Origin of the sequence: Gilvimarinus japonicus, assembly GCF_042847215.1 — a bacterium.
Taxonomy (GTDB): domain Bacteria; phylum Pseudomonadota; class Gammaproteobacteria; order Pseudomonadales; family Cellvibrionaceae; genus Gilvimarinus; species Gilvimarinus japonicus.
The window spans coordinates 3,654,026-3,671,072 of record NZ_AP031500.1; the positions used below are offsets into that span (position 1 = coordinate 3,654,026).

Sequence of the window (17,047 nt, forward strand, 5' to 3'; positions counted from 1 at the left end):
CCACGAGTGGCTCTGTGCTTAATAACTGTCGCCACTGTTTCAGGTGTGCAACCACAAAAAAAGGGGGAGAGGCCAAAGCCATCTCCCCCTTTACGTTCACCGTAATCCGTGAACCGTCACCCCCACTAACCGGTGTTGCGCATCCCGGCCGAAATACCGGCCATGGTTACCTTAAGCGCGCGCTCTAACTCTTCACTAAACGGTTTACCGCTGCGATGACGCTTCAACAACTCGGCTTGCAAATAGTTAAGCGGATCAATGTAAGGCTTACGCACACTCAGCGTTTGGCGCAATATCGGATCGGAATCAAACAGTTCGTCCTGACGCTTAATACGGTTGATAAGCACCTCAAGCGCGGCCAAATCGGCGCGCATTTGCTGCCCTAGTGGGTGCAACTCTTCTGGTACCAATTGTTTCTCGTAGTAAGCGGTGATGGGGCCATCGGCTTTACCAATCACCATTTCTAGCAAGTCTAAGAACGACGAGAAGAACGGCCAGTTATCAACCATATCGTTTAAGGTGGACGGCGCCTGCTCTAAGGCAAACTCCAGCGCTTGACGCGCACCGAGCCACGCGGGCAGGTTTAACCGCACTTGCATCCAGGCAAACACCCAGGGGATCGCCCGCAAGCTTTCGATACCGCCGGTCGCCTTACGTTTGGCCGGGCGCGAGCCCAACGCCAGCAAACCCAACTCTTGCTCGGGGGTAAGCGAGCGGAAGTAAGGCACAAATTGCGGATGACCGCGCACGACCCGGCGGTAACCCTCAAGGCTCGCTTGCGCCATGCGCTCGATTAAGTCGCGCCACTCATCGGTGGGCGCCTCGTGCGGCTGCATGGTGGCGCGCAACGTCGCCGCCACGTAAGTCGAGAAACTGCTAAAGGCTACTTTGGGCAAGCCAAACTTATAGCGAATCATCTCGCCCTGTTCGGTCACCCGGATTTTACCTTTTACCGAGCCCGGCGGTTGCGAGGCCATGGCTTTTTCGACTGGGCCGCCGCCACGACCAACCGTGCCGCCACGGCCGTGAAACAAGATCAGGTCGATGCCGTATTTCTCGGCCAGCCCCACTAAGCGCTCTTGCGATTTGTACTGTGCCCAAGTAGCGGCAAATTTGCCGGCATCTTTGGCCGAGTCGGAATAACCGATCATGACGGTTTGCTTAGCACCGGTGTACTCTTTATACCAAGGCAGTTGCCACAACAGCTCCATAACCTCGGCCGAACGATCGAGATCATCCAGAGTTTCAAACAAAGGTACGATGGGCATGTTCCAGCTCATACCGCACTCTTTTAACAACAGGGCCACAACCAACACATCGGAGGGTTGTTGCGCCATCGAGATAATATACTGCGATAGAGTCTCGCGTGGCTCACCGGCAATAACCTTACAGGTGTTTATCACTTCGCGGCCTTCATCGCTCACAGGCCAATCGGCGGGCAGTAATGGGCGCTTGTCTTTTAAGTGATTTAGCAAAAACTCTTGGCGCTCAGATTCGCTCCACTCAAAGTAGCTGCCCATATCCAAGTGGCGGGTCAACTCGTCCATCACTTTAACGTGGCGCTCGCCATCTTGGCGGATATCCAGCGGTACTAAATTGATACCAAAGCTGTGTACCCGGCGAATGGTATCCAGCAGCGGGCCGTTGGCGATGTGCGGTAAACCCACCTCTTTCAGCGAGCGATAACACACCATTAACGGTGCCAGTAAGTCGTCGCGGGATTCGATCAGGTTTTTCGGGCGCGGCGGCTCTTCGCCTTTTAGGCTGGCTTCGGCCCAGTCGAGAGTGGCCTGGATTTGGCTGCGCAGCGGCGCGAGGTAATCGCGATAGGGGGTTTCGCTGTCGCCGACAAACTCGCGCAGCTCGGGGCTTGCCTCGTGCATGCTGAGGTCGCCGTACAAGCTTTGCACATCACCCAAATACAATTCGGCGGCCATCCAGCGGCCCAGCAATAATACCTCGCGGGTAACGTCGTGAGTGACGTTGGGGTTGCCGTCGCGGTCGCCGCCCATCCAGGAGTAAAAGCTAAACGGCTGTAAGTCGATGGGCAGATTTTGCCCCAAATGGCGGCTGCAAATGCGATCCATATGGCGGATAAAGTCCGGCAGCGCTTGCCATAGACTGTTTTCAATAACGGCAAAGCCCCATTTGGCTTCGTCGACGGCGGTGGGCCGCTCGCCGCGAATTTCGTCGGTGCTCCACATTTCTTCAACTAAGCGATGCAAACGACCCACCACTTTGTCTTTTTCAAATGACAGTAAATTGCCGCGCTGCTGATCGGACAGCGTGTTAACAATTTGATCGTATTTGCGTATCAGGGTGCGACGCGTTACCTCAGTCGGGTGCGCAGTCAGAACCAGCTCAATACTGAGGTTTTGCATCACCTCAAGCAAATTCTCTTTGCCGTAGGTTTCAGCAAAATCCAACACCATGGTTTTTAAACCGTCTTCCGGCTCGGCCTCGGCGCTAGAGCTGTACTCTTGGTCGGCCATATTGGCAAGGTTTAAAAACTGATTAAAAGCCCGAACAATCGGCAGGATGTCGCTGTCATCCAGCTCACCCAGCATTTCTACCAGTGCGCTGGAATCTTCGTTTTCGCTCTGGTTGATGCTTTTACCTAACTGGCGAATGTCTTCAATCTTGGCAAAGCGCTCTTCGCCTTCGTGCTCGCGAATGGTCTCGCCCAGCAGCTCGCCCAATAAGCGGACGTTTTCCCGCAGGGTTTCCGGTAGCTGTTGCATCTAAATCTCTCCGTAGCCAATAAAGGTAAACAAGGTTGCCCGTATTTTACGCCAATCGGGCCCAATACGTGAGCGTAAAACCCGTAAATATCGATTATCCACACTACCTGTGGACAACTTTGTGTACGAGCTTTGCGTAACCACCCCAAGGCGGCAGCAGGGGCGGCTCTGCGCCGACTGTGTGATTCTCACACAGTGCAAAACACAAACAAAATCAATACGTTAAAATGCCCAACTTAGGGCGCCCAAGGCGCTGCACCGCCCATTTTTTAGGCACTTAGACTCACCAGTGTGCCCCATCGCAGCGCCCGGGTAGCGCTATAAAATGCTCACAATAAAATGTTTTGCACAATTTTGTTAAGCGCGGGAAAACTCAAAACTCAGCGTCTGGCCAATGCGCTTAAGCCCGTGCAACTGCATTAGCAGCCGGTCAACCCCCAAGGCTACACCGGCACAGGCTGGCATTCCCCGCTCCAGAGCGCCAAGCAGTTTTTCATCCACAGGGTAGCTGGGTAACCCTAATGTTTGGCGCCGCGCGAGGTCGCAATCAAAGCGCCGGCGCTGCTCACTGGCGCAGGTAAGCTCCCAGTAGCCATTGGCCAATTCCATCGCCGTACCGGGGGAGCAGGCTAAGTAAGCCTCAAAACGCCGCGCAACCGGTGTGCCATGTTCGTCGTCCACAATACGGGCCAACGCCGCTTGACTCGCCGGAAAGTCATGCACAAACGTTAGTCCCACAGGCAAGCTGGGCTCCAGCTCGTGGGTAACCAATAAATCCAACCAGGCGTCTTTATCAAGGCCGGTGTCGTCGATCTCGATCAGGCTTTTACCCAGCGCACGCAACTCGGCCAGCGCAATTGTATGCGGATCAACGCCCCAGCGGTCGCTAAACCACTGGCGATAACTCAACTTGTGGATATCAAGCCCGGGAATTAACTCGCACAGAAGCTCACCCACCTCGCGCATCAAACCGTGATCATCCAGCCCCACGCGATACCACTCCAGCATAGTAAACTCTGGGTTGTGGCGCGAGCCGCACTCACCGGCGCGAAACACTTTGGTTAAGGTATAAATACAGCGTTGGCACTCGGCCAACAACCGCTTCATGGCGTACTCGGGGGAACTTTGTAAATAATAGGTATGCCCGGCGTTGCGGGCGGTTACCGGCTCGATAAACGGGTCGGTAACAAAAGAGCTGGCAAGCACCGGAAGCTCAACCTCCAGCACCTGCCGCCCGCGAAAAAACTCACGCAACCTAAAGTTGAGCTCTGCCCGCGCCTGTAACAGCTCGGGCGAACAACTCGGGCGCCACAAATCACTCACACCAAAGGTAGCCGTGCGATTAATCTTTAGAGGCGCGGCCTAAGTACTCACCGGTGCGAGTATCGACGCGAATCACATCGCCGATATTCATAAACAGTGGCACTTTAACCACAGCGCCGGTGCTTAAGGTCGCCGGCTTAGTGCCGCCCTGGGCGGTGTCGCCTTTGAGGCCGGGGTCGGTTTCGGTGACTTCTAGCTCGACGTGGTTAGGCGCGGCAACCACCAATGGTGCGTTGTTAAACAGGGTAACCACGCACTTGTCTTGCTCGCACAACCACTTGGCTGAGTCGCTTACCGCTTTGGCATCGGCCGCAAACTGGTCGAAAGTTTCCGGGTCCATAAAGTGCCAAAACTCGCCGTCGGTATAGAGATACTCCATATCGCGATCGACCACATCGGCGCCCTCTAGGCTTTCGCTGCCGCGGAAAGTGCGGTCCCAGACCCGGCCGGTGGCCAAGTTGCGCAGCTTAACGCGGTTAAAGGCTTGGCCCTTACCCGGCTTTACCAGCTCGTTTTCAACAATGTTACATGGATCACCGTCTAGCATTACTTTCAGACCGGTGCGGAAATCGTTGATAGAATAGGTGGCCATAACCCCTCTCGTAGACATTAACAGAATTTGAAAGGCGCCAATGATACATCGAACCGTCGCTACATGGCAGACCGAGACCTGGCAAGAGGCGCTTAAAAACGTTATTCGCACCCCGGAAGAGCTCTTTAGCCTGTTAAAACTCGACCCAGCACTGATCCCGGCGGCACATTTAGCGGGTCGCGACTTCGCCCTAAGAGTGCCGCGCGAGTTTGTCCGGCGTATGGAGCCGGGCAATCTTAACGATCCGCTGCTGCGCCAAGTGCTACCCATCGGCGACGAGCTGCTGGCCACGCCCGGCTACAGTCACGATCCGCTGGACGAAAACGCCGCCAATCCCCATCCGGGGCTGGTACACAAATACCAGGGGCGCGTACTGCTGGTGGTGACCGGTAGCTGCGCCATTAACTGCCGTTACTGCTTTAGGCGCCACTTCCCCTACGCCGACAACCGGCCCAGTCGGGCCCAATGGCAACAGGCGCTGGATTATATTCGCCACGACAGCAGCATCCACGAGGTCATTTTTAGCGGCGGCGATCCACTCAACGCACCGGACGCTACCTTGGCGTGGCTTACCGACGAAATCAGCCAGATTGACCACATTACTCGCTTGCGTGTGCACTCCCGATTACCGGTGGTGCTGCCCTCGCGGGTCACGGATCAATGCCTCGACTGGCTAGCCCGACCGCGCTTTGCCAACACTCTGGTCATTCACGCCAACCACGCCCAAGAGCTAGACGCCAGTGTCGAGCGCGCACTGATCCAATTGCGCGAGGCCGGGGTCACGCTACTTAATCAGACGGTTTTATTAAAAGGCGTAAACGATTCGGTTACCGCCTTAAGCCAGCTCAGTGAACGGCTGTTTGCCTGCGGTGTGTTACCTTATTACCTGCATCTGCTAGACAAGGTTGCCGGAGCGGCTCACTTTGACGTCCCAGAACAACAGGCGCGCCAGCTGCACCAAGCGCTGTTGCACAGTTTATCGGGCTACCTGGTGCCAAAACTGGTGCGTGAAATCCCCGGCGAACCATCTAAGACACCGGTGATCTAAAATACCTCGGATGGCGAAAGGGTTAGAGGGCCCTGTAATGCCCAGAACCCCTAAGCCACAAACACCGCGCCATCCGCTATAGTGTAACGGTCACCCTAGAGTAAAAAGCCAACGCATGAATGAAGCCTTAACCGATACCGCACTGCTTGCCCGACTCAAGCTGCCCGAGCCTGACCTTAAAAGCCTCAGCTTTTGCAAAAGTGCCACGGCCAACAATGTCGCCCAATGGATCGACGCCCAGCCGCTGACGCAAACCCGCTATATCAGCGCCGTGCTCTACGCCGCGCTGCCCGAGCTGGCGCGCCTAAAAACCGACGGCCAAACTCACCTCGAGATGCTCGATCAAGTGCGCCCGGCCGTGCAAGTGGCCATCCAGGGATTAAGCAAAACCTTTTTGCACCAACCCCTTATTCTGCCCGACCCCGCCCGCAAAGCTGCGGTGATAGCTCAGGCGCTGCAAAAACATTTAAGCAACGCCTATTTAAGCGCTGTGCGTACAACCTTTACCAACCGCAGCAGCCCCGAGTTACGCGCGTTAGCCATTCACCGCGCGCTGACAGGCCTGGGGCTATTACTGCTGCGCAGTTACCAGCTTTATACGCCCACCCTTAAGCAGCTCTGGAGCGAGGTGCACACGCTTTACTTATTGGCCGAGCGCAACGGACTCACGACAATTAAAGTCAACGACCCGCTGCCCAACCACCAAGGTGTCAACACCATCACCCAGGCCTACCTGCGCCTTGTGCTAATGGCCACCGCCCGCCCCAACCAATTGGGGCAAAACGATCTATACAACTTGTACCTGTCGCTTGAGTCGCTCAGTTTGCAGGCGCAGCTTTACCGCAACGACGACCAAGCCCCTGACTGCCTTTATGCCGTCATGCTCGATAGCGACACCCCACCGGTGTATCGCAGCCGCCTAGCGCTGTACGACAGCCAAGACGTGCGCGCAATTAGCACGGCGCCGCTTTGCCAAACCCTACAAGATCTGGCACCGGGCACCACCACCCGACTATCATCGGCGCTGGCGGGACACCTGCTCGCCGCGTGGCAACGGATTGTGGAGCGTAGTTACCCACGCCACGCGGGCGATGGCGAGCTAGAAGTCACCATCGGCTTAAGTAATTTGCACTTTTACAGTGCCGGGGAGACGCCGTTTAACCTCTACCTAAAAAGCCCCTCGGAGCTGGGGTTAGACGACACCAGCGAGGGGATTTTTAAACAGCGCGGCCTAAAGCTAAAAGATCGTATTAGCCCCAGCGCCGCCGACCCCTGGGGCGAAGCCTTTGATGTTGCCAAACCGGCGCTGCAAGCGAGCAACCATTCGACCATCAATATGGAAGAGAATATTCGCCGCGCGAGCCGCGCTAAATATCGCGGGCAACATCCGATCGATAAAGTCGCGGTAGTCGATGCCAGTGCCGGCGGTTACTGTCTGGAGTGGCACGGCGCCAGCCCCGCCACCCTCAAGGCCGGCGAGCTGCTCGGTGTACGCGAGCCGGGACGTCACAAATGGGGCATCGCCGCCGTGCGCTGGGTACAGCAAACGCGCGGCGCCACGCAAATAGGCATACAACTACTCGCCCCACAGGCGCAGCCTGCGGCGGCGGCTATCGTGCAAAAAACCGGCGAGTACGCCGAGTACCTGCGGGTTTTGGCACTACCGGCCCAGCGGCTCGCCAATCAGCCTGCCAGTTTACTTACCAATGCGGTGAGTTTTCGCGAGATGCAGAAAATTAAGCTATACCAAGATGGAGTGATAACCACACTACAGCTAACACGACGAGTTTTTTCGACCGGTATCATCAGTCAGTTCTCTTATAAAGTACTGGCGACCATCGATGACACCAAGGCGGAACAAAGCCGTGAAAAAACCGACTTTGCCGCCCTGTGGGACAGTAAAGACTAGTCGTGCTAGCGGCAGATTAAAGGGCCGGTAAAGCGTCGATCCCGTCGCATTTTTCAACGGTAAGCATAGCCGGCCTTATGCAAAACGTGTACAAGTATTGAGGTCGACGAATATTCGGGTAATATAGTTGCCTCTTCACCTATAAGTGCCAGCTTGCAAGTCAAAGCCGATAACCGGTTAGACTTTTCGAGTGAATGGGGGGATATCGCACTTGTAGCCACCAAAGGACTGGCATTCGATAAAAACCGTGGAATAGCGAGCGCAGTAGACCTCTATGAATCCCAACGACACAATCCGCCTGCTCATCCTTAACGATTCGCAAGCAGAAGCCGAACGCCTCATTAGCATGCTGCACAATGCCGGACGCCCCAATCGGGCCCAGCATGTCACCAGTGACGAGTCACTGACCAAGCTGCTAGAAGAGCAGGCCTGGGACATCCTGATCGCGCACGACCAAACACAAAACCTAACCCCCGCCTCCGCCATCCAGCAAATTCGCCGACTCAACAAAGATGTGCCGTCGTTATTGCTGACCGATGACGAGACCAGCCAAGCCATTGTCGAGGGTTTAAAGATCGGCGCGGCCGACGTGGTCCGCTTAGATGAAGATCAGCACCTGTTACTGGTCATCAGCCGCGAGCTGGCAAACCGTGCCCAGCGCCACGAAAAGCGCATTGCCGACCGCCGCTTGCGCGAGTCCGAGCGCCGCTCACAGTCGCTGTTGGATAGCTCGCGCGACGCCATCGCCTACGTGCAAGACGGGTTATACCTTTACGCCAACGAGTCTTTTGCCGAGCTGTTTGGCTACGACGACAAAGACGATATCGACTGTATGCCGATTATGGATATGGTGGCCGAAAGCGATCACGCCAAACTCAAAGAATTTTTAAAAGAATTTACGCTTAAGGGGCTCGATGCCGAATCCAGCACCTTAAGCTTTAAGGGGCTACGTCATGACGGCAGCCAAACCGATGTATCGCTGGAGGTTGCCCACGCCAGCTACGACGACGAGCCCTGCTTGCAGTTTTTAACCCGCGGTACCCGCGCCGCTGCCACGGCTGCAGCCGCCGCTGCCGCCGCGGGGATCTCGGCCAAAGAGCTCGAAGAGGCCAAGTGGAAAGACAATGTTACCGGGCTCTACAACCGCAGCTACTTGTTGGCCCACGCCGATAAAATTATCGACGGCATGAGCGACGATCAAAGCCGCTGCCTGCTGTATATCGACATCGACGACTTTGCCGAGACGGTACAGGCCAAACTCGGTATGGCCGGCGCCGATGCCGCACTCGAAGATTTAGCACAATTGCTTAGCCGCGAAGCCGCCGAGGGCGAAACACTCGCTCGTTTTGGCGACAACACCTTCACCTTGCTAACCGGCAACACCACCGCAACCGAAACCGTCAACCGGGCGCAAAAGTTGTGCTCGACGATTGCCGAGCACATTGTAGAGGTCAACAGTAAAACCTTACAGTTAAGTGCCACCATCGGTATCTCGGTACTGAACGAGAACTCCAGCAGCGCCGAGCAAGTTATCGAGCAAGCCATGACCGCCGCCGATCAGGTACGCGAAAGCGAAGAGACCAGCGCGCTGCTGTACGAGCCGCCGGTAAGCGCAGAGGAAAAACAAGAGCGCGATATGCTCAAGGACGTCCAGCACGCGCTGGATAACGATCTGTTTCGTCTGTTGTTTCAACCGATCATCAGCTTGCGCGGCTCGGATGAAGAGTACTACGAAGTTTTACTAAGGCTGCTCAATAGCGACCAAAAAGAAGTATCACCCAATGAGTTTATCGAGGCCGCCCACCAAGCGGGCATCGGGATTAAGATTGACCGCTGGGTCATTTTAGAAGCCATTAAGCTGTTATCCGAGCACCGCACCCGCGGCAACAAAACCAAGTTAATTCTTAACCTAAACAGCGCATCCATTTGCGACAGCTCGCTCGTCGCCTGGCTTGGGGTAGCGTTTAAAGCCGCGGGCCTACCGCCCGACGCGGTGGTATTTCAAGCCCAAGAGGTGGACATCACCAATCACCTCAATGCGGCCAAAGCCCTCAACACCGGTCTAGAAAAGCTCGGCAGTAAACTGGCCATTTGCAACTTTGGCTGTTCACTCAACCCGTTTAATACGCTTAAGCATGTCAACGCCGCCTTTATCAAAGTCGATGGCTCTTTTACTCAGGATGTGCAGAGCAAAAGCGAGAGCCCCGAATCGCTGACCCAATTGTTAGAGCAGCTTCACGAGGCCGACAAAATCACCATTGTGCCGTTTGTCGAAAACGCCAGTGTGCTCTCAACACTATGGCAAGCGGGGGTGCACTATATCCAAGGCCACTACTTGCAAGAGCCGACCCAGTCGATGAGCTACGATTTTAATATGGAAGGCTAACGGCTCGACTCAAATGACGACCACAAAAAAAGCAGCCGATCGGCTGCTTTTTTTGTGGTCAAACCGAAAAGCTGTTAAGGCAGTTTGTATTTGCTAACGCTTAACCCCTCTTTTTTCAGCATCGCGAGGACACTGTCGGGGCCGGCGAGATGCAGGGCACCCACCAAGACAAACTCGGTTTCCGGCGTCGCCAGCATTTGCTTAAGATGTGGCAGCCAGTTTTTATTGCGCTCGGTTAAAATCAGATGGTACAACTCGGGCGCTTCATCAAGCATTGGCTTGCCCATCAGCTGAAACAAATCATCAGCGTCCCCGGCACGCCACTCGGCCACCATTTTATCAAACAGCTCTGCCATTTGCTCAAGGTCATCCAGCGTCGAATTGATAAATAAATTGGGGTCCACTTCGGTCATAGCAACCATAAAGCCGAGCTGTTCTTCAGGTGTTTCCAGCTCGCCCAAGGTTTTGCCTTGCGCTTTTGCCTCGGCAAAATAGCGCTGATCAATGCCATCGCCAAAGCCCAGCTTTTGCATCTCTAACATGGTGAAGGCCAGTGCGACAAAGGCCGGCTTAAAGGCCCCCATGGGCGCGAGCGGTAGTTGCCTGGCGGCAGAGTAGGCACTGAGTCGGGCCCAGGTTTTGCTGTCCAGTTCACCCTCTAAGGTTTTACCCGGCGCCAGCATCATCGCCTGCTGCAGCTGCATGCTAAAGGCAGGGTCTTGTACCGCGTCCATGTCCGTTTCAAACACCACCTGCTCTGCCGCCGCCATGGCCGCCGGGTACTCAGCCGGCAGCGGGTAATCACTGGGTTTTAGCATATGGATGGTACCGCCAATGAACAGCTGGTTATCACCATCACTAACTTGCCAGACATAGCTTTCAGCCTGAGCGGTAAAGCTTGCACACAGAGCGCCAGCGGCAAGAAGTCCTTTTAAGCGAGTCATAATCGTCCCTTGTGGTTATTAAGTTAAAGATTTAATCAATGAGGTTGTTGCACCATCACTTGATGAACACATAAAGGCTAAGCGCGCCGTCAACGGGCCTCTAATAAAAAAGTCACGGGGCCATCGTTGGTTAGGCTTACCTGCATATTCGCGGCAAAAATCCCGGTCGCCACCACGGCGTGTTGCGCTTGCAACTGCTGCACAAAGTAATCGTACAGCTGCTCGGCCAGTGCCGGCGCAGCGGCACTAGAAAACCCCGGACGCAGCCCTTTGCGAGTGTCTGCCGCTAACGTAAATTGCGACACGACTAGCACCCCCCCGGCCACCTCGCCGACGTTTAAATTCATTTTATCGTCAGCATCGGCAAACAGGCGGTAATTTAAGACTTTATGCAGCAGCTTGTCGGCCTGCTCGCGGGTATCATCGCGCTCAACCCCCAACAGCAACAACAGGCCCTGCTCGATACGGCCAACACATTCACCCTCCACCGTTACCGAGGCGTGGGCTACCCGCTGAATCAAACCGCGCATCGTTAAGCCATTTGGTCGGAGTCGTTACCGAGCTTGCGTGCCAGACCGTCGGTGGCACGAATCAGTGCATCGACAATCCCCGCCTCGCGGGAGGCGTGCCCAGCATCGCGGATAATTTGCAGCTCGGCATCCGGCCAGGCCTCTTGCAGCGCAAAAGCATTATCCAGGGGGCAAACCATATCGTAACGGCCATGCACGATCATGCCGGGAATACCCGCTAATTTATCGGCATTGTTAATAATTTGGTTGTCTTCTAAAAACGCCTTATTAACAAAGTAATGCGCCTCAATGCGCGCTAGCGCCAAAGCTTTAAAAGGGTTCGAGAAGGTATCCACCACATCCTGATTAGGCCGCAAGGTAGCGCAGCGACCCTCCCACAGCGACCAGGCCTTGGCGGCAGACATCTTTTGCAGCTCGTTATCGCCGGTTAGCCGTTGGTAATAAGCGTGCATTAAATCGTGCCGCTCGTTCTCAGGGATCGGCGCTACAAAATCTTTCCAGTAATCGGGGAAAATAGCGCTGGCGCCGTCTTGGTAAAACCACGTTAAATCCCGCTCACGGCATAAAAAGATGCCGCGTAAAATCAGCCCTAACACTCGCTCGGGGTGAGTCTCGGCGTACACCAAGCTTAAGGTTGAACCCCACGAGCCGCCAAACAGCGCCCAGCGATCAACATCCAACGCAACGCGAATACGCTCTATATCCTCGACCAGAGCCTGAGTCGTATTACCTTCCAGCTCAGCATGCGGCGTAGAGCGCCCAGAGCCGCGCTGATCAAATAAAATGATGCGGTAGCGCTCGGGGTCAAAAAAACGCCGGTCGTATTTGCCGCAGCCAGCACCTGGGCCACCGTGGACAAATAAAACCGGGATGCCATCGGGGTTACCCGACTCATCCACATACAGCTCATGTGGTGCCTCTACGGGTATTTGATGGCGAGCGTAAGGTTTAATCTCTGGGTAAAACATCAACATGTGCGGCCCCTGCAAACTGCTGCGGCTTGAATAGAGTCGCAAACTTAGCATACATGCCGAGCGGACGGGAGTGCTTATGGCAATTTTCGCCGTGCAATCACCCATAGGCCAACACCATCAACTGGACAATAGCCGCCCTCATTACCGGACGATAGACGCCTCAACTAGCTAGTATTCATTTTAAGCCAGCAGACAGAGTGTCGTATACTTTTGCACACGACACCTTTGGGGCTGCTGCAACCGATAATGCCCCCCGACAACGCCGCCACCAGCAGGCGGCAGCAAGGAGCACCATGAGTAAAACACCGATACGCTGCCAGTGGTGCAGCGACGATCCAATTTACCAGCAATACCACGACCAGCAGTGGGGCGTACCTTGCTACGACGCACTGGAACTGTTTGAGATGCTGATTCTGGAGGGCGCTCAGGCAGGCCTTAGCTGGATTACCGTGCTAAAAAAACGCGAGGGCTATCGCGCGGCATTTTGCCATTTTGACCCGGTCAAAATAGCCCAGTTTACCGAGCAGGACGTCGAGCGCCTGCGGCAAAACCCCGAGATCATCCGCAACAAGCTTAAAATAGAGAGCGCCATTAAAGCCGCGCGCGCCTACCTTGCCATGCAAGAGGCCGGAGAGGGTTGGGTAGAGTACTTGTGGAGCTTTGTCGGCGGGCAACCGATCCAAAACCATTGGCAGAGCTTAAGCGAGGTGCCCGTTACCACCCCCGAGTCGGACGCCATGAGCAAAGCCCTTAAAAAGCAGGGTTTTAACTTTGTCGGCAGCACTATCTGCTATGCATTTATGCAGGCCACCGGCATGGTGAATGACCACACCACCGACTGCTTTCGCTACCGCAGCTGCGCCGCTTTAGGGGGCAAACCGCGCTAACGCTGGTACACTGACAGACTCAACACAGGAGAAGCATATGTTCACACGCACCTTGGCGGCCCTCAGTTTAGCGGCCGCGCTGGCAGCCCCGTTTAACCTCAATGCTAAAACCGTAGTCGACAGCGAGCGCGCAAGCTTTACCATCGAGACGGTCGCCGATGGGCTCAAAAACCCCTGGGGCCTGGCGTTTTTACCTGACGACACCATGCTGGTGAGCGAGCGCGAAGGCAACCTGCGTTTAGTTAGCCCCGACGGGCAAGTGTGGCCACCCCTGCAAGGGCTGCCCGAGATTTACGCCAAAGGTCAGGGCGGGCTGCTGGATGTCGCCATCGACCCAGACTACGCCAATAACGGACGTATTTATTTTAGTTACTCTGAACCCGGCGAAGACGACAGCACCAACAGCACCGCCGTTGCCTCGGCCCGCATCCAAGACGATAAGCTGGTTGATGTAACCCGTATTTTTAGCCAGCAGCCCAAAGTAAAAAGCAATGCGCACTTTGGCTCGCGATTGGTATTTGCCAACGACGGCACTTTGTTTGTCACCTTGGGCGAGCGCTACTCGCAAAAAGACGACGCGCAAACCTTAGATAACCACCACGGTAAAGTCGTGCGCATTAACACCGACGGTAGTGTTCCTGCCGACAACCCTTTTGTGGACACCAAAGGCGCACTGCCCGAGATCTGGTCCTACGGCCACCGCAATATGCAAGGCGCCGCCATCCACCCACAAACCGGTGTGCTTTGGAGCGGCGAGCACGGCGCCCAGGGTGGTGACGAAATCAACCTCGACCGCGCCGCTAAAAACTACGGCTGGCCGGTCATCACTTACGGCGAAGACTACGGCGGTGGCGAGATTGGCGAAGGCTTTAAAAAAGCGGGGATGGAAACCCCGGTTTATTACTGGTTGCCCTCACTGGCCACCGCTGGCCTGACGTTTTACACCGGCGAGCAATTCCCCGACTGGCAAGGCGATCTGTTTGTCGCCAGCTTAAAAGCGCAAACTCTGTCGCGTCTCGATATCGAGGGCGAGCGCGTATTACACGAAGAACGCTTACTCAAAGATGAGCTGGGTAAACGCCTGCGCCATGTCGTACAGGGGCCAGATGGCTACCTCTACCTGCTGACCGATGAGTCCAATGGCGCCATTGTGCGTTTAGTACCGGCCGACTGATTACGGCAAATCACTGCCCGCCCGCCGCCGTGGCGGGCGCCCCCTCCCGACAAAACCTTGCAACAACTGGTAAACTTTAGCCATTATCCACCTCAAGGCGCACCCATGGCAGCAAAGTACCGGGCATTAACCGACAACGCCCACGACACCGTTAAAACCACCCCCAAAGTGGGCGTGCTGATCACCAACCTAGGTACACCGGACGAACCCACTAAGCGCGGCTTAAAACGCTATTTAGCCGAATTTTTATCTGACCCGCGCATTGTCGAAATTCCGCGACTGCTGTGGCTGTTTATTTTGCACGGCATCATCCTCAACCTGCGCCCCAAACAGTCGGCCAAACTCTATCAAAGCATCTGGACAGAAGACGGCTCACCGCTGCTGGCGATTAGCCGCCGCCAACGCGACGCCATTGCCAAAGCATTAGACCCCAAGGTAAAAGTTGCGCTAGGCATGCGCTACGGCAACCCGTCCATCGCCAGCGCCCTAGCCGAATTACAAGCCGCTGGGGTGCGCAAAATTATCGTACTGCCGCTCTACCCGCAGTACGCGGCCGCGACGGTTGGCTCCACCTTCGATGCGGTATCTAAAGAGCTGCAACACTGGCGCTGGGTGCCCGAGCTGCACTTTTTAAGCGGCTACTGCGAGCACCCAAGCTACGCCACCGCGCTAGCGAATACGCTAAAAGAACACCAGGCCAAGCACGGCACCCCAGACAAGTGGGTTTTCTCCTACCACGGCACTCCCAAGTTCAGCCTAGAAAAAGGCGACCCCTACTACTGTTTTTGCGTAAAAACCACACGCTTAGTCGCCGAGCAGGCAGGCCTAAACCCCGACGATTGCATCACCACTTTCCAGTCGCGCTTCGGCAAAGCCGAGTGGCTGAAACCCTACACCGAACAAACCCTAAAAGAACTGCCCGCCCAAGGCGTAAAAAATATCGCCATTTTAAGCCCGGCCTTTAGCGCCGATTGCTTAGAAACCTTAGAGGAGCTGGACGAGCAAAACCGCGAGTTTTTTCTCGAAGCCGGCGGCGAGCAATACCACTACATACCGGCGCTAAATGATAGGGCCGATCATATTGAGCTGTTGGTGGATGTTTTGCGCAAGGCTGGGGCGGCTTAGGTTATCGTTAGGCTTTAGGTGCCACACGATTTACTAGAGTACGACCTTTAACTTGCTTGCCCTCAGTCGCCGGGCAGGCGAGTTTCTTTTCTGTTTGCTTGATCTCAACCGGTCAGTGCAACACATTGTGCAAATTTATCAGCGGGCGTTGCAAAACCCAAGGTTTTTCTGGGACGCTCATTTAACTTTCTCGCAATCTTGTTCAGGTGTGCCTGCGAATGAACCGACAGGTCGGTACCTTTGGGAAAGTATTGCCGCAACAGCCCGTTGGTATTTTCGTTGCTGCCTCTTTGCCAAGGGCTTTTAGGATCGCAAAAATACACATCAACATTCGTTGCCAGTGAGAACTGCTTGTGCTGCTTTAGCTCTGAACCGCGATCCCAGGTTAATGACTTGTAAAGCTCTTGTGGAATACTCTTCGACTGCCGTATAAGTTTTTCAACAACCTCTGAGGTTTCCTTGCTATTTACTTTAACTAGAGCTAAGTGGCGCGTCGACCGCTCTACTAGGGTTGCAATATAACTATTTTGACTCCCTTCGATCAGGTCTCCCTCCCAATGGCCTGGCAGGGCTCTATCTTCGACCTCTGCGGGGCGCTCACTAATAGAGACAAGGTCCGTTATCACTCCCCTGCGCTCTTTTTGTACGCCATTGGGTTTACGGTAGCTTCGGCGACGCCTCAAATGCTTCTGAAGCTCCTTTTTGAGGACACCTCGTGCCTGTATATATAAGCTGCGGTAGATAGTCTCGTGTGACACCCAGTAGCTCCTGTCTTTTGGGTATTGAGCTTTTAGCCAGCCATCAATTTGCTGTGGCGACCAGTCATCCGACAGCTTGTCGGCCACTATATTTCGAAGTCGGTTGTTCTGGCTAAGCATGCAAGATTTCGGTCTACGCGCTCGAGTAAAAGCTGCGTGGTCAGCATCAACCGCTCGATAAAGGCTCCTTCGGCCATTACGATTCAACTCTCTAGCAATCGTGGAAGGAGAGCGGCCTATCTGTTGAGCAATATCGCGAACGCTCCGGTTAGCGGCGACTCCGCGTGAAATTTCTTCCCGGTCCTTCAGTGTCAGCGCACTGGCGCGACGTTTCTTAGCTCGAGGAGCAATACCTCCCGCACGACGAATATACTGCCTGATCGTACTAGGGTCTCTGAGTAGCGCGAAACCAATAGACACGAAAGACTCCCCTAACGCCCATCGCCTCCAAAGGTCTCCACTGTCTTTGGCGCTAATTTTAGTCTTAATGGTTTTTGTCATATCAAAAGTCCTCCCCAACACGGTAATAATCTACGTGTTGCGTTGACCCATTGAGGCCACCTGGCCAGAAAAGAAACCAAAAGAGGCCACCCTGGCATAGCGGCCTGCGGCTCCCCTCGGCTCCAGCTGATTTTAGGGGCACGGCTTGACGGGGC

Annotated in this window: 13 protein-coding genes; 6 read left to right on the plus strand and 7 right to left on the minus strand. The window is 55.1% G+C overall.

Features of this window, described 5'->3' with window-relative positions; translation table 11 throughout:
• Positions 1-125: 125 nt before the first annotated feature.
• The 3 genes from ppc to efp form a co-directional block, all read right to left on the minus strand.
• The gene (ppc, locus tag ACGHAD_RS15485; protein WP_339617951.1) at positions 126-2,741 is read right to left on the minus strand and encodes a phosphoenolpyruvate carboxylase; all 2,616 of its coding nucleotides are present in this window, start codon (positions 2,739-2,741) and stop codon (positions 126-128) included.
• A gap of 357 nt (positions 2,742-3,098) precedes the next feature.
• On the minus strand, positions 3,099-4,064 hold the full coding sequence (gene epmA, locus ACGHAD_RS15490) for an EF-P lysine aminoacylase EpmA (protein WP_382414995.1): 966 nt from the start codon (positions 4,062-4,064) through the stop codon (positions 3,099-3,101).
• A 19-nt stretch (positions 4,065-4,083) separates the two neighbouring features.
• Positions 4,084-4,656: an elongation factor P gene (efp, locus tag ACGHAD_RS15495; protein WP_339617953.1), complete on the minus strand. Its 573-nt coding sequence runs from the start codon at positions 4,654-4,656 to the stop codon at positions 4,084-4,086.
• A gap of 40 nt (positions 4,657-4,696) precedes the next feature.
• Here efp and epmB point away from each other — a divergent pair, with 40 nt between their 5' ends.
• From epmB to ACGHAD_RS15510, 3 genes are all read left to right on the plus strand, one after another.
• Positions 4,697-5,704: an EF-P beta-lysylation protein EpmB gene (epmB, locus tag ACGHAD_RS15500; protein WP_382414998.1), complete on the plus strand. Its 1,008-nt coding sequence runs from the start codon at positions 4,697-4,699 to the stop codon at positions 5,702-5,704.
• 115 nt (positions 5,705-5,819) lie between these two features.
• Positions 5,820-7,613, plus strand: coding sequence for a hypothetical protein (locus ACGHAD_RS15505; RefSeq protein WP_382415000.1), 1,794 nt, complete (start codon positions 5,820-5,822; stop codon positions 7,611-7,613).
• A 274-nt stretch (positions 7,614-7,887) separates the two neighbouring features.
• A complete protein-coding gene (locus ACGHAD_RS15510; protein WP_382415002.1) occupies positions 7,888-9,999 on the plus strand; it encodes an EAL domain-containing protein in 2,112 nt (703 codons plus the stop codon).
• Positions 10,000-10,073: 74 nt separating this feature from the next.
• Here ACGHAD_RS15510 and ACGHAD_RS15515 read toward each other — a convergent pair whose 3' ends face one another.
• The 3 genes from ACGHAD_RS15515 to pip form a co-directional block, all read right to left on the minus strand.
• Positions 10,074-10,943, minus strand: a complete 870-nt coding sequence (locus ACGHAD_RS15515; protein WP_339617957.1) for a TraB/GumN family protein — start codon at positions 10,941-10,943, stop codon at positions 10,074-10,076.
• An 89-nt stretch (positions 10,944-11,032) separates the two neighbouring features.
• Positions 11,033-11,473, minus strand: a complete 441-nt coding sequence (gene dtd, locus ACGHAD_RS15520; RefSeq protein WP_339617958.1) for a D-aminoacyl-tRNA deacylase — start codon at positions 11,471-11,473, stop codon at positions 11,033-11,035.
• A gap of 2 nt (positions 11,474-11,475) precedes the next feature.
• Positions 11,476-12,447: a prolyl aminopeptidase gene (gene pip / locus ACGHAD_RS15525; protein ID WP_339617959.1), complete on the minus strand. Its 972-nt coding sequence runs from the start codon at positions 12,445-12,447 to the stop codon at positions 11,476-11,478.
• Positions 12,448-12,740: 293 nt separating this feature from the next.
• On the opposite strand from pip, the gene ACGHAD_RS15530 reads away from it, so the two are divergent.
• From ACGHAD_RS15530 to hemH, 3 genes are all read left to right on the plus strand, one after another.
• Positions 12,741-13,334 carry a DNA-3-methyladenine glycosylase I gene (locus ACGHAD_RS15530; protein WP_382415005.1) on the plus strand — a complete coding sequence of 198 codons (594 nt, stop codon included), beginning with the start codon at positions 12,741-12,743 and terminating at the stop codon, positions 13,332-13,334.
• A 37-nt stretch (positions 13,335-13,371) separates the two neighbouring features.
• On the plus strand, positions 13,372-14,508 hold the full coding sequence (locus ACGHAD_RS15535; RefSeq protein ID WP_382415007.1) for a PQQ-dependent sugar dehydrogenase: 1,137 nt from the start codon (positions 13,372-13,374) through the stop codon (positions 14,506-14,508).
• Between the two features lie 105 nt (positions 14,509-14,613).
• Positions 14,614-15,633, plus strand: a complete 1,020-nt coding sequence (hemH, locus tag ACGHAD_RS15540; protein WP_382415009.1) for a ferrochelatase — start codon at positions 14,614-14,616, stop codon at positions 15,631-15,633.
• Between the two features lie 104 nt (positions 15,634-15,737).
• On the opposite strand, the gene ACGHAD_RS15545 is transcribed toward hemH, so the two are convergent.
• Positions 15,738-16,892, minus strand: coding sequence for an IS30 family transposase (locus tag ACGHAD_RS15545; protein WP_382417065.1), 1,155 nt, complete (start codon positions 16,890-16,892; stop codon positions 15,738-15,740).
• Between the last annotated feature and the right edge of the window lie 155 nt (positions 16,893-17,047).

Coding starts and splice junctions, on each gene's coding strand:
- ppc (WP_339617951.1), bottom strand. CDS start 2,741: ATGCAACAGCTACCGGAAACCCTGCGGGAAAACGTCCGCTTATTGGGC.
- efp (WP_339617953.1), bottom strand. CDS start 4,656: ATGGCCACCTATTCTATCAACGATTTCCGCACCGGTCTGAAAGTAATG.
- epmB (WP_382414998.1), top strand. CDS start 4,697: ATGATACATCGAACCGTCGCTACATGGCAGACCGAGACCTGGCAAGAG.
- ACGHAD_RS15505 (WP_382415000.1), top strand. CDS start 5,820: ATGAATGAAGCCTTAACCGATACCGCACTGCTTGCCCGACTCAAGCTG.
- ACGHAD_RS15510 (WP_382415002.1), top strand. CDS start 7,888: ATGAATCCCAACGACACAATCCGCCTGCTCATCCTTAACGATTCGCAA.
- ACGHAD_RS15515 (WP_339617957.1), bottom strand. CDS start 10,943: ATGACTCGCTTAAAAGGACTTCTTGCCGCTGGCGCTCTGTGTGCAAGC.
- dtd (WP_339617958.1), bottom strand. CDS start 11,473: ATGCGCGGTTTGATTCAGCGGGTAGCCCACGCCTCGGTAACGGTGGAG.
- pip (WP_339617959.1), bottom strand. CDS start 12,447: ATGTTGATGTTTTACCCAGAGATTAAACCTTACGCTCGCCATCAAATA.
- ACGHAD_RS15530 (WP_382415005.1), top strand. CDS start 12,741: ATGAGTAAAACACCGATACGCTGCCAGTGGTGCAGCGACGATCCAATT.
- ACGHAD_RS15535 (WP_382415007.1), top strand. CDS start 13,372: ATGTTCACACGCACCTTGGCGGCCCTCAGTTTAGCGGCCGCGCTGGCA.
- hemH (WP_382415009.1), top strand. CDS start 14,614: ATGGCAGCAAAGTACCGGGCATTAACCGACAACGCCCACGACACCGTT.
- ACGHAD_RS15545 (WP_382417065.1), bottom strand. CDS start 16,892: ATGACAAAAACCATTAAGACTAAAATTAGCGCCAAAGACAGTGGAGAC.